General features: G+C 60.1%; 12 protein-coding genes. 5 read left to right on the top strand and 7 right to left on the bottom strand.

The features are described from left to right. Nucleotides 1-354 precede the first annotated feature (354 nt). From BW967_RS09135 to typA, 4 genes are all read left to right on the top strand, one after another. On the top strand, nt 355-972 hold the full coding sequence (locus BW967_RS09135; RefSeq protein WP_076484743.1) for a YitT family protein: 618 nt from the start codon (nt 355-357) through the stop codon (nt 970-972). A gap of 51 nt (nt 973-1,023) precedes the next feature. After that, nucleotides 1,024-1,641: a YitT family protein gene (locus BW967_RS09130; RefSeq protein ID WP_076484742.1), complete on the top strand. Its 618-nt coding sequence runs from the start codon at nt 1,024-1,026 to the stop codon at nt 1,639-1,641. Then, nucleotides 1,638-1,970: an SMR family transporter gene (locus BW967_RS09125; protein ID WP_076484741.1), complete on the top strand. Its 333-nt coding sequence runs from the start codon at nt 1,638-1,640 to the stop codon at nt 1,968-1,970. The genes BW967_RS09130 and BW967_RS09125 overlap by 4 nt, the downstream gene beginning before the upstream one ends. A gap of 72 nt (nt 1,971-2,042) precedes the next feature. Beyond that, on the top strand, nt 2,043-3,863 hold the full coding sequence (gene typA / locus BW967_RS09120) for a translational GTPase TypA (RefSeq protein ID WP_076484740.1): 1,821 nt from the start codon (nt 2,043-2,045) through the stop codon (nt 3,861-3,863). Between the two features lie 132 nt (nt 3,864-3,995). Here the strand turns inward: typA and BW967_RS09115 are convergent, their stop codons facing one another. The 4 genes from BW967_RS09115 to BW967_RS09095 all read right to left on the bottom strand — a co-directional run bounded on the left by BW967_RS09115 (nt 3,996) and on the right by BW967_RS09095 (nt 8,409). Continuing rightward, the gene (locus BW967_RS09115; protein WP_076484811.1) at nt 3,996-5,072 is read right to left on the bottom strand and encodes an ABC transporter ATP-binding protein; all 1,077 of its coding nucleotides are present in this window, start codon (nt 5,070-5,072) and stop codon (nt 3,996-3,998) included. A 50-nt stretch (nt 5,073-5,122) separates the two neighbouring features. After that, the gene (locus BW967_RS09110) at nt 5,123-5,929 is read right to left on the bottom strand and encodes an ABC transporter permease (protein ID WP_076484739.1); all 807 of its coding nucleotides are present in this window, start codon (nt 5,927-5,929) and stop codon (nt 5,123-5,125) included. Next, nucleotides 5,926-6,807: an ABC transporter permease gene (locus BW967_RS09105; protein ID WP_076484738.1), complete on the bottom strand. Its 882-nt coding sequence runs from the start codon at nt 6,805-6,807 to the stop codon at nt 5,926-5,928. Before BW967_RS09105 ends, BW967_RS09110 begins: the two co-directional genes overlap by 4 nt. A gap of 192 nt (nt 6,808-6,999) precedes the next feature. Further along, nucleotides 7,000-8,409, bottom strand: a complete 1,410-nt coding sequence (locus BW967_RS09095) for an aminotransferase-like domain-containing protein (protein WP_076484736.1) — start codon at nt 8,407-8,409, stop codon at nt 7,000-7,002. A 98-nt stretch (nt 8,410-8,507) separates the two neighbouring features. Here BW967_RS09095 and BW967_RS09090 point away from each other — a divergent pair, with 98 nt between their 5' ends. Continuing rightward, on the top strand, nt 8,508-8,738 hold the full coding sequence (locus tag BW967_RS09090; RefSeq protein ID WP_076484735.1) for a DUF1127 domain-containing protein: 231 nt from the start codon (nt 8,508-8,510) through the stop codon (nt 8,736-8,738). Nucleotides 8,739-8,834: 96 nt separating this feature from the next. On the opposite strand, the gene BW967_RS09085 is transcribed toward BW967_RS09090, so the two are convergent. The 3 genes from BW967_RS09085 to BW967_RS09075 form a co-directional block, all read right to left on the bottom strand. Further along, a complete protein-coding gene (locus BW967_RS09085) occupies nt 8,835-9,086 on the bottom strand; it encodes a hypothetical protein (protein ID WP_076484734.1) in 252 nt (83 codons plus the stop codon). Between the two features lie 115 nt (nt 9,087-9,201). After that, nucleotides 9,202-11,076 carry a Hint domain-containing protein gene (locus BW967_RS09080; RefSeq protein WP_076484733.1) on the bottom strand — a complete coding sequence of 625 codons (1,875 nt, stop codon included), beginning with the start codon at nt 11,074-11,076 and terminating at the stop codon, nt 9,202-9,204. Nucleotides 11,077-11,238: 162 nt separating this feature from the next. After that, nucleotides 11,239-11,994 (bottom strand): Hint domain-containing protein, encoded by a 756-nt coding sequence (locus BW967_RS09075; protein ID WP_076484732.1) that lies wholly within the window; start codon nt 11,992-11,994, stop codon nt 11,239-11,241. Nucleotides 11,995-12,223: the final 229 nt, after the last annotated feature.

The following is a 12,223-nucleotide window of genomic DNA, read 5'->3' as shown; positions in this document are numbered from 1 at the left end:
AGCACGCGGGAAATTGGGAAAGATCCGGTCAAAGGTCAGACGATTGGTGCCAAGGCACCGGGGTTCTTGCGGGGTTTAGGCGCGTGCGCGCGAATAAACGCCTGCTGGGACGGTCTGGGCCGCCCAAGTCTTAAACCCACCGGTTCGGAGAGTGGTCGTAACGTTGGTCATGATCCGCCCTCCTTGTCTGAAATTGCCGGATGCCCGTAAAAATGCATGGCAAAGGGATTCGGGCCAGCAAAATGTCCTTTGCCGCGCAAAGCCCCGCAGGCCGTGGCGCGCGGGCCACAGGCGGATGATAGCGCTGCAACAGCCCCTCTTGCCCCTTTTTCATACCCGTGCCAGAAGCGCGCCATGATGACACCTGACGCCCCTCCCGCCGCCCGCCACAGCCCCCTTGACGATGCGCAAGGGCTGGTGTCTGGCACCATGCTCACCGCGCTTTCGGTGGTGTTCTTGCACGGCTCGGGGCTGTTTACGGGCCAAATCGCGGGGCTGTCGCTGGTGCTGAGCTACATCACCGGCTGGACCTTTGGCGCGATCTTCTTTTGCCTCAACCTGCCGTTTTACTGGCTCGCCTTCCGGCGCATGGGGCTAAAGTTCACGCTCAAAACCTTCATCGCCATTGCGCTGATGTCGGGCTTTTCGCTGCTGGCACCGCATCTCATCGATTTCGCCTCGCTCAATATCGCTGCGGCGGCGGTGCTGTCGGGGGTGATTTCGGGCGCGGGGCTTTTGATGCTGTTTCGCCACGGCGCCAGCCTTGGCGGCGTGGGCATTGTGGCGCTTTATCTGCAAGACAAGACCGGGTTCAAAGCGGGCAAGACCCAAGTCATCTTCGATTGCGGCGTGTTTTTGCTCGCTGTCTTCGTGCTGCCCTTCGATAAGGTTTTGTGGTCGCTTTTGGGCGCAATGGTGCTGAATGCCATTATTCTCATCAACCACCGCCGTGATCGCTACGTGGCAAGCTGACCTTCCTTTAGTGTTCTTGACGGAATGTCGCATCAGGCCTATATTTAGGTCATGAGTGTTGACGCAAATGTCCCGCCCCGCCGTTACACGTTTTTCGAGGACATTCAGGGCCTCGTGATTGCCTCCGCGCAGGCTGCGCTTGGCATCCACCTGTTGCGCGCCGCCGGGCTGGTGACGGGCGGCACGGCGGGGATGGCGCTCATTCTGTCTTACGCGACAGGCTGGAACTTCTCGGCGCTGTTCTTTGGGCTCAACATCCCGTTTTATGCGCTCGCTTGGTGGGCGCGCGGTCCGATCTTTTGCTTCAAATCGCTCGCCACGGTGACGCTGGTGTCGTTGATGGCCGAGGCGCTCAAACCCTTCGTCGTGCTCCAAAGCATCCACCCCGCAGCGGCGGCGCTTTTGTTTGGCGCGGCGGCGGGCGTTGGGCTTTTGGGGCTCTTCCGTCACTCCGGGTCTTTGGGCGGCGTGTCGATTGTCGCGCTCATTTTGCAAGATAAACTTGGCTGGCGCGCCGGATATGTGCAACTTGGACACGACCTGTGTCTGTTTGCCTTTGCGGTTTGGCTTTTGCCGCTCGACCGGGTGGGTTGGTCCCTTCTGGGGGCATTGGTTTTGAACTTTGTGATTGCATTTAACCACCGAAGGGATTGGTACATCGTCTCATGATCAAGACTTATCTCCTTTTAATCATTGCGGTTTTGTTTGAAATCTTTGGCTCCAACTGCCTGCAAGCATCGCAACAATTCACCCGGTTCTGGCCGACCGTGGGCGTGATCATCAGCTTTGGTTTTGCGTTTTGGTTCTTTACTTTGGTGCTGCGTGAACTGCCGCTTGGCATCACCTATGCGCTTTGGTCCGGGCTTGGAATCATTCTCATCGCCCTGTCCGGGTGGCTGATTTTTGGCCAAAAACTTGATCTTCCCGCCGTTTTCGGCATCGGTCTGATCCTTTCGGGCATCCTTGTCATAAACCTGTTTTCGTCTGCCAGCCATTGAGGGCGCGCTTAACGCTGGCCAAACGGGTGCTTTTCGCTTATGCGGCACTCAAATCTCGAACAGGCGGACCCCATGGACATTCGCAATATTGCGATCATCGCACACGTTGACCACGGCAAGACCACTCTTGTCGACAAGCTCCTGAGCCAATCAGGTGCTTTCCGTGAAAACCAAGCCATTGCCGAACGGGCGATGGACAGCAACGATATTGAGCGCGAACGCGGTATCACCATCTTGGCCAAATGTACCTCGGTTGAATGGAAAGGCACGCGCATCAACATCGTCGACACCCCCGGCCACGCCGACTTTGGCGGCGAAGTGGAGCGCATCCTGTCGATGGTCGATGGCGTTTGCTTGCTGGTCGACGCCGCCGAAGGGCCGATGCCGCAAACCAAGTTTGTGACCTCGAAAGCGCTGGCGCTGGGGCTCAAGCCGATTGTCGTGCTCAACAAGGTCGACAAACCCGCCGCCGACCCGGAAAACGCGCTGAACGAAGTGTTCGACCTCTTTGCCAACCTTGGCGCGACCGACGAGCAGCTTGATTTCCCGCATGTCTATGCGTCGGGCATTGGTGGCTGGGCGGATCTGGAACTGGATGGCCCGCGCCAAGACCTTTCGGCGCTGTTTGATTTGATCCTCAAGCATGTTGAGCCGCCGAAACAAGAATTCCGCGCTGACGAGCCGTTCCAAATGCTGGCAACGACGCTTTCGGCCGACCCGTTCATTGGCCGCATTCTGACGGGGCGTGTGGAAGCGGGCCGCTTGAAAGTGGGCGATACGCTGAAAGCGCTGAGCCGCACCGGTGAACGGATTGAGCAATTCCGCTGCACCAAGATCCTCGCCTTCCGTGGCCTGACGCAGCAGCCGATTGACGTGGCCGAAGCGGGCGACATTGTCACCATCGCGGGCATGACCAAAGCCACCGTGGCCGATACGCTCTGCGCGCTCGACATCGAAGCGCCGATCCCGGCCCAGCCGATCGACCCGCCGACGATCTCGGTCACCTTTGGCATCAACGACAGCCCCTTGGCCGGCAAAGACGGCAATAAGGTGCAATCGCGCGTGATCCGCGAGCGTCTGATGAAAGAGGCCGAGGTAAACGTGGCGATCCGCGTCGAAGACACGCCGGGCGGCGAGGCTTTCGTGGTCTCGGGTCGGGGCGAACTTCAAATGGGCGTGCTGATCGAAAACATGCGCCGCGAAGGCTTTGAGCTTTCCATCTCGCGCCCGCGCGTGATCTTCCGTGAGGAAAACGGCGAGCGGATGGAGCCGATTGAAGAAGTCATCGTCGATGTGGATGATGAATATTCCGGCGCGGTGATCGAAAAGCTGACCGGCCCGCGCAAAGGCGATCTGGTCGAGATGCGCCCGGCGGGCCATGGCAAGACCCGGATCGTCGCCCATGTGCCCTCGCGCGGGCTCATTGGCTACCAAGGCGAGTTCATGACCGACACGCGCGGCAACGGCGTCTTGAACCGCATCTTCCACGGCTGGGCCGCCTATAAAGGCCCGATCGCGGGCCGTCGCCAAGGCGTGCTGATCTCGATGGAGAACGGCGTTTCGGTAGCCTATGCGCTGTGGAACCTGGAAGAGCGCGGTAAGCTCTTCATCGGTGCGCAAGAGCAGGTCTATCAAGGCATGATCATTGGCGAGCATTCGCGCGACAACGATCTTGAGGTGAACCCGCTCAAAGGCAAGAAGCTGACGAACGTGCGCGCCTCGGGCACCGATGAAGCCGTGCGGCTGACGCCCCCGGTGCGGATGAGCCTTGAAGAGGCCATCGCCTATATCGACGATGATGAGCTTGTGGAAGTGACGCCGAAAATCGTGCGCCTGCGCAAGCGCCTGCTGGATCCGCATGAGCGCAAACGCGCCGCGCGCACCGAAGGCTAAGAGGAAGAAGGGGGGCGCTGCCCCCCTCTTTTGTGCGTACCGCACAAAATTCACGCCCCGGGATATTTGCACAAAGTCGAAGGGCGCCCGTTTAGAGCGCCCTTTTGCAGTGCGGTGAACCGCCCTGCCCTTTTAGCGGAAAAGCACCAGCGCGCCGGGCGACCACGCCACGCGGGTGCGGGTGCCCACATCGAGCACCTCGCGGCCAAAGACGTTGCGCATGGAAATCCGCACCGGCTTTTCCACGCCATCGAGCTTCACGTCGTAATAGGTCATGTCGCCGTAATAGACGACCTCATCAATCACGCCCGGCGCTTCGCGGTCGGTCGCGGTTTGGCCTTCATACAAGATTGTCAGCGTTTCGGGGCGGAAGCCCACCGCCGCAGGCTCGCCCGTGGGGATGGCCTGTGCTTGATCGTCGGTGATATCCACCGGGCCAAGCCCCGCGACCTCCAATTGTACATGGCCATTGCCCTCGCCCAGCACCGTCGCGGGCAGGAAGTTCATCACACCGATGAAATCCGCCACCCGGCGCGAGGCGGGGCGCCGATACAGCGTTTCGGGGTCAGCCAGTTGTGCGATCTCGCCTTCAAACATCACTGCGATCCGGTCTGACATGACGAGCGCTTCTTCTTGGTCATGGGTGACCAGAACGAAGGTGATGCCCACTTCACGTTGCAGCTTGATCAGTTCAACCTGCATCTGCTCGCGGATCTTTTTATCCAGCGCGGAAAGCGGCTCATCAAGGAGCAGCACCTTGGGCTTGAGGATCAGCGCGCGGGCCAAAGCCACGCGTTGGCGTTGCCCGCCCGAAAGCGCATGGGCCGCGCGGGCGCCATAGCCCTTCAGCCCCACCATTTCGAGCGCCTGTTCCACCGCTTGCGCCTTTTCCGCCGCCGGGCGCGGGTCGCGGCGCAGGCCAAAGCCCACGTTTTCGCCCACCGTCAAATGCGGGAAAATCGCGTAGGATTGGAACACCATATTGGTGGGGCGTTTGTTCGGCGGCACATCTTCCATATGCTTGCCGTCGATCAGCACAGCGCCGGATGAAATGTCTTCAAACCCCGCAATTGTGCGCAGGAGGGTGGTCTTGCCACAGCCAGAGGGGCCAAGAAGCGAGAAGAACTCACCCTCGCGGATCACCGCAGAAATGCCGCGCAGCGCGTGGTAATCGCCGTAATATTTGTGCACTTGATCGAATTCGATCATCTTGCGGCGGCTTTCGAGCGGCGCGGGCGCGGCTTTCGGGGCGGGTTGGTTCACAGGAAACCTCCGGTATCTTTGGCGCCGGTTTTCGCAAGACCGCGACGGCGGAAATATTCGGCCAAGGTGAGCAAGATGACTGAGGCGAGCACCAAGACAGTGCCAAGTGCCATGATCATCGGGATTTGTTTTGGGAAGCGCAGCTGCGAGTAAATATAGGTCGGCAGCGTCACCTGCTCGCCCGCGAGGAAGAAGGCGATGATGAACTCATCCAAAGAGATGGTGAAAGCCATCAGCGCCGAGGAAATGATGCCCGGTGTAACCAGCGGCAAAATGATCAGCCGGAAGGTGGACCATTTCGTCTCTCCCAGATCATAGGCCGCTTCTTCGAGCGATTGATCGAGCGTTGAAAAGGCCGCGTTCAGCACCGCAATCGCATAGGGCGTGGCAATCAGCACATGGCCCAAGATCACGGTGAAAATGGAGAGCGTCATCCCCATGCCCAAAAGCACGACGAGCAAAGACACCGCCACGATGATCTCGGGCAGCACCAGCGGCAGCATGATCAGCCCCATCACCCCCGCTTTGCCTGCGTAATGGTAGCGAGTGGCCGAGCGGGCAGCGAAAATGCCAAGCGTCGTGGACAGGATCGCGGTCGAAAGTGCGATGATCAGCGAATTCACCAGCGCACGGCCCAGCGTGTCATTCGAGGCCATTTGCCCAAACCACTCAAGCGTGAAGCCCTTGAGCGGGAAGGCAATCACCGTGCCGTCATTGAAGGCAAAGACCGGCAAAAGCAGGATCGGTGCATAAAGGAAAAGCAGATAGAGGAGCGCGTAGAGCCGCAGGCCAGAGAATTTCATTTCGGCCCCCTCAGAAAGCGGCGGTTGAGGAAAAGGAAGATCAGCGAAATCGCCGCCACGACGAACATCGAGGAAACCGCAATCGCAGAGCCAAGAGGCTTATTGTCGATCTTCAGCATATCCATCTGGATCATATTGGCGACCATGGGCAACTTGCCGCCGCCGATGATGACGGGGGTGACGTAATCGCCAATCGTCGGGATGAAGACAATCATCACCGCGCCAATCACGCCGGGCATCGCCAAGGGTAACGTCACGCGCCAAAAGGTCATCAAACGGCTTTCGCCAAGGTCTTGGCCTGCCTCCAAAAGCGAGCGGTCGATTTTCTCAAGGCTCACAAAGATCGGCAAAATCGCGAAGGGCGCGTAGGCATGGGCGAGCGTGATCGCAATCGCGCCGATGGTGTTGAGCATTTGCAGCGGGTCATCGGTGATGCCGAGCCCCATCAGCACCGAGTTGATCACCCCATTGTAGCCAAGGATCACTTTCCACTGAAACACCCGGATCAGATAGGAGGTCCAAAACGGGATCGTGATCAAAAATAGCCAGCGCGATTTATTGGCCGCAGGCACATTGAACGAGATGAAATAGGCAATCGGGAACGCCAGCACCACGGTGACAAAGGTCACGATCGCCGACACCGTCACCGAGCGCAGCAAGATCGCGCGAAAGATCGGGTCGCTCCACGCCTCGATATAGTTGGCGGTGGTGAATTCGTGGATCACCTCCAGATAGCCATCCTTGAAGAAGGAATAGGCAAAGATGATCACCAGCGGCGCCGCCAGCAGCAGCACGGCATAGATCAGCGTGGGGCTGACCATCAAATAGCCATTGGCCGTTTCTGAACGCGCCAGCCGCCGCAAGGGGGATGCCGACATGAAATTCTCCCTCTGGCCCGAAGGCACGCGCTGCAGGCAAATGCGCGCAGCTTTGGCCAAATTTGCACAGGCCATCGGCAGAGAAAAGGGGGGGCGGTGCGCGCGCGGGCAGGCAAACGCAGCCACAAGCGGCAAATGCCAAAGATTTGTGCAGCCCGCCCAAGCGGCTCAACTAGGGCGCGAATTTGCGGCCTAGACGGGCAGATCGCCGGGCGGATTCTTGAGCAGATCGCGCAGCTTGGCGATGGCGCGCATCAAACGTTCCTCCGGCACCCCGCCCGAAAGGGCAAGCCGCACGGCATTCGGTGCATGGCCATCATAGAGCACATATTCATCGGCCGAGCGCACCAGCACCCCTTCCGCCTCTGCCACGCGGGCGAAGGTGGAGGCACGCCAGCCAAAGGGAAGCCGCAGCCAGATGAAGCTCAACCCCGGTTGCCAAGCGATGTCATGGCCCTCAAGCGCTTCGACCACCATTTGCAGACGGCGGCTCATCACCTCTTGCGCATCATGGCGCAACCGCATCGCCTCGCCGCTTTTAAAAAGCCGGGTGATGATATCGGTCACCGGGCGCGGCAGGCCAAAGAAGCTGTGCTGCGCGGTGAGCCGCCCCGCCTCGCCCATCCCCTCGGGCGCGATGACAATGCCAAAGCGCATCCCCGCCGAGATGGTTTTCGAAAGCGAGGTCACATGCCAGGTGCGTTCCGGCGCGATAGCGCGCAACGCATCCAGCCCGGACACCGGCGCGGTGTAGCAATCATCCTCGATGATTTGCAGATCGTGGCGCCGCGCCACCTCGGCAATGGCGTGGCGGCGTTCGTTCGACATCCGCGCCGTGGTCGGGTTTTGCGCATCGGGCGTGACACAGACCACCTGCCCGCCATAGCGGCGGCACGCGGCATCCAGCGCCTCAGGGATCATGCCTTCGTCGTCAAGCTTCACCGCCACCACCTCGGCACGCGTGAGCCGCGCGGCATGACGAAAGCCGGGGTAAGCCAGTTCCTCGCAGAGCACCACGGGCCGGTCACCGCGCAAGCAGCATTGCAGCACAATGTTGATGCCGTTTTGCCCGCCATGCGTCAGCACCAGATCATCGGCGTCGATCATATGCTCCAGCGAGCAGTTCGAGAACCAGTCAAGCGCCGCCACCCGGCAATAGCGGTCGCGCCGCAGGCCGGGATATTCCAGATAATGCTCGCCCAGTTCCTCGGCCGCGCCGACCATCGCTTGCGACAACGCTTGCGACTGCCCCACATCGGGCAATTGCGGCGAGCGCAGGTCGATCAGCCCGTCATCGGCGGGGTCAGAGAGCGGTTGTTGATAAAGCGATTCGGTCGGACCAAGACGACGTGATTGTTTTGATACAAATGTTCCGCGTCCGACGGCGGCTTCCAAAAGCCCCTCTTGCGTCGCCAATTGATAGGCGCGCGCCACCGTTCCGGGCGTAACCCCTAGTTTCCACGCCAAGTCTCGGACTGTGGGCAGCCGCGAACCGGGCGCCAAATCGCCGCGACGCACGCCATCACGCAGCGCGCGCACCAGCGCCAAATACTTCGGACCCGACTGAACGGGCAGGTCTGGCTTCCAACTTGTATCAGTCACAATGTTTCTCTCGCGCGGATTGTGCGGATTTTGTAGGGTATCAATACCAGCAAAGGCTGGATTGTATCAATACAGAACTTCGTCCTGAAAGGTGTCCCATGTCGGGTCTGTCTACCGCCGCCGCCCTGTCGTATCCGAGCCTCACGCTGTCGCACCGCCCCGCTGCGTTGCGCCCCGGCGCTGCCGTTTTGCGATTGGTTCTGGACTGGATGACCCTGCGCACCACGGCCCGCGCGATGGACCGTTTGGATGACCACATGCGCCGCGATATCGGTCTGGGCGAACGGCTTGAGCCGCCGACCCTGCCCCATACGTTCGCGGGCTTCTGATCTGCTTCTTTCCCGAGTGCCGCTTCCCCCTGTCGCGGCCTCTTCCTTAGGCCGGATGTGCGCATCCGGCCTTTTTTGTTTTTCGAAATCTGAAAATCAGCCTGCGATCGCCTCAATCGCAATCGAGCGTTTGCGCAATTCGGCATAGAGCGCGGGCAAAACCCGAACTTCGCGGCGCGCATGGGCCAAAGCCTCGGTCAGGCTGCCTTCATTGGCCGCCCCCTGCACCCGCCACACAAGGCGGCGCGCCACGCCATCGTCATAGACGATTTCGGTTACGCCCTTGCGACGGCGCAACGCAATGAAATCAAACCCGCTGTCGGGGCGGGAGAAGCCGGAATATGCCATGATACTGCCCGAGGTTTTTATTGGTATCGGTTAACGAGCAGATGCGCCGAAACCATGCCCCGGTCAAGACACGCACGCGTGAGACATCTTTTGCGTGGCGGGTGTTACCAAAAGATCAGGCCGCCAGCAGAACGCGCACCTCATGCGGCTTGAGCGAAAGCCGCGCGGCCGCCCATTGTCCGCGCCGATGCGCCTGCCGCAATTGCGGAAAAAGTTCAAAAAGCTCATCGCGTTGCGGCGTTTCCAGCCCGGCAAGCGTGTGATCGCCCGGCTGGAAGCTTTCGGTCCAAGCCCCATCGGCGCGGATGATTTCATGCGCGTCGAACATCAGGTGCAAATAGGTGATGGCGCTGCGCGTTGCACGGGTGATCCCGGGCAGGCCGACCATGTGCAGCGCGGCGGCCAAAACCTCGCCCTCGCCAAACAAAAGCTCGGCGCGGGTGCCCGAAATCAACATCCGGTGTTGCGGGCTGACCAGCATATCCGCCTCGGGCAGACCCTCACCAAGCGCGCCTTGGGCAATCTGCACCGGTTGCAATTGTGGCCGTGCGGCCAGCGCATGGGCCCCAAGCGCCCGCCGCCCGATCCAGCGGATCGGCTGATAGCCATTGTCGCGCGTCAGCACCCTGTCGCCCAGATTGAGCCGCTCCACCGGCACAAGCCCGCGCTTTGTTTCGATCCGGGTGCCCGGTGTGAAGCAGGGCACATATTGAATGTTTTCAATATTTTCAAAGGTGGTCGTGGTGCCATTGGCCCACAGGATCGTGCCCGATTCCGGATCGTTTTCATTATAAACAATGGTCGCGCCGGTATCGCGCTCAAGGATCAGAACATCGGTATCGGTATCGCCCGCATCCTCAGAGCCGATGACCGTGGTGTTCTCATTGGCATGAACATAGATCGTGTCAGACCCTGCCCCGCCATTGATCGTGGCCGAACCGGTGCCCGCATCAAGGTAGTCATCCCCCGCGCCACCATTCAGCGTGTCATCGCCAGCACCGCCCAAAACGGTGTCATTGCCGTCGCCACCATCAAGGCTGTCGTCGCCCTCGCCGCCATCGACGAGGTCGTTGCCCCAGCCGCCCAGCACGGTGTCATTCCCCGTGCCGCCGTACAGGCTGTCATCGGCGCCAGCGCCATCAATATAATCGTTGCCGCCGTTGCCGTAGAAGACGTTGGTGAAAGCGTATTCGCTGTCAGAGTAATCCGCGAGGTCAAAGCCAATCAGCGTGTCGTCATAGTCGGAGCCATAGATGCCATCTATGCCCCCGAGCGTATCGCCTTGAGCGTCGCCCCCCGTGCCCGAGCCGCTGGCCAAGTTGACGTTCACCCCGGCGTCGGAGTCGGTGTAATCGACATAATCCATGCCGGTGCCGCCATCGAGCTGGTCGGCCCCTGCCCCGCCGTTCAGCGTGTCGTCACCCGCGCCGCCATAAAGCGTATCATTGCCGGCCCCGCCATCAAGCATGTTGGCGCTCGAATTCCCCGTGAGCGCGTTATTGCCGCCATTGCCGATGACATTTTCAAAATTGCGGACGACCGTGCCAAAGGCGATGGTCGTGGAAGAGCCATCGTCATTCAACGTGATCCCGGAATTCAGCGTGTCGGGAAAGTTTTCCATCGACAGCGTGTCGTTGCCGCTGCCGCCATCAAGCGTGTCGGCATTGCCAGTGTAAAACCAGCCAAGGGTCGCGAAATCGTCGCCGTCTTCGAGATAGACCGCATCGGTGCCGGCGCTTTGCGCCTCATTCGTGCCGCCGAGCCAAACATCATTGCCCGCGCCGCCGTAAATGGTGTTGTAGCCAGACCCGCCCGAAAGCGTATCTGCGCCATCGCCGCCGTAAATCAGATCATTGCCGGTGCCGCCGTCGATCAGGTCATCGCCACCCGCCCCGTTGAGCGTGTCGTTGCCGTCATTGCCATAGATCTGATCACTGCCCGCGGTGCCAGTGTAAGAGTTGTTTCGCGAGCTGCCGTTATAAGTTGCCATAGTCTTCTCTGCAGAGGCCGATGTGATGGCCGTCACAGAGAGAATGCCCGCCTGGCATGGCAGATTAAGGCCGCGTTAACGACAATAAAGCTGCGAGATTGTGGCGAAGAAAAGGCTATTGCAACCTAAGGGCGCGTTGAAATGTCGCGGTTTATAAGGAGGTTACGCGGCAGAGCCAACTTTGGCGAAAGGGCGCGCCGCTTCATAGGAAGCGCTTTCACCGCCTTGCAAATCCGGCAACGCAGCAAGCGCGGATTGCCGCCCGTCATCATCCAAAGCGGCCAGATTTCGTGTCGTGGGCAGGAAGGTTTCCGACCAGCAGCCATCCGACAGAACCAATTCATGTTTGTCGAAAAGAAGCTGCCAATACTCAATGCTGCTGCAAATCTCGGTGGTGATCCCCGGACGCCCAACCATATCGCGCGCCATTGTCAGTCGTTCACCGCCCTCGCCTTCGCCGGATTTGCTGGTCAGGAAATGGTGGTTCGGCGAAACGACCATATCGCGCTCCGGCAATCCATTCCCCAGCGCGCCAGCCGCAATGCGCACCGGGCGCAGCAGCGGGTTCAGCCCGAGATCTTTCCAGCCAAAGGTCCGTTTCCCGACCCAGCGCAACTCTTGCATGCCGTGATCGCGGGTGATCACGCGCAGGCCGGGGGTCAGAGACCCGACCTGCACGAGACCAGACCCGGTGGCGACCAATGATTGCGCGGTGAAACAGGGAATCGATCCCAGCACCTGCGCAATATCGGCGGCGAATAGCTGCTGACCTGCTCCGTTGCGCGCCTCAAGGCGCCCGGAAATGCCGTCGTAGCACCCGAAGCACAAACGCATCTCGACGACTGAGACCCCCTCAGCGCCGGCTTGCGCCGTGTTCGTTCCGCGCAATGCGGCAGATATTTCGTCTTCAGCAGCCATTCCACACGTCCTGTCCGGCGATTGCCCGGAAACTTCAGAACGCCCCCGGGTAAAAGGATAATGCAGAACACCGCTTTAAGAAAGATTAACTGCCTCATTTTTGCCCCAAAAGGCAAAAACTGACCGTTTCTCGCCATGAAACAGACGAGATTGAGCCATACCCCGGCCCTCACGATCACAGTTTCGCCGCAAGACGCCCGGAGCTTCTGCCCCGGGCGCCCCACAGCCC

Origin of the sequence: Rhodobacter aestuarii, assembly GCF_900156655.1 — a bacterium.
GTDB classification, from domain to species: domain Bacteria; phylum Pseudomonadota; class Alphaproteobacteria; order Rhodobacterales; family Rhodobacteraceae; genus Rhodobacter; species Rhodobacter aestuarii.
This window is presented reverse-complemented; position numbering and strand designations above follow the sequence as displayed.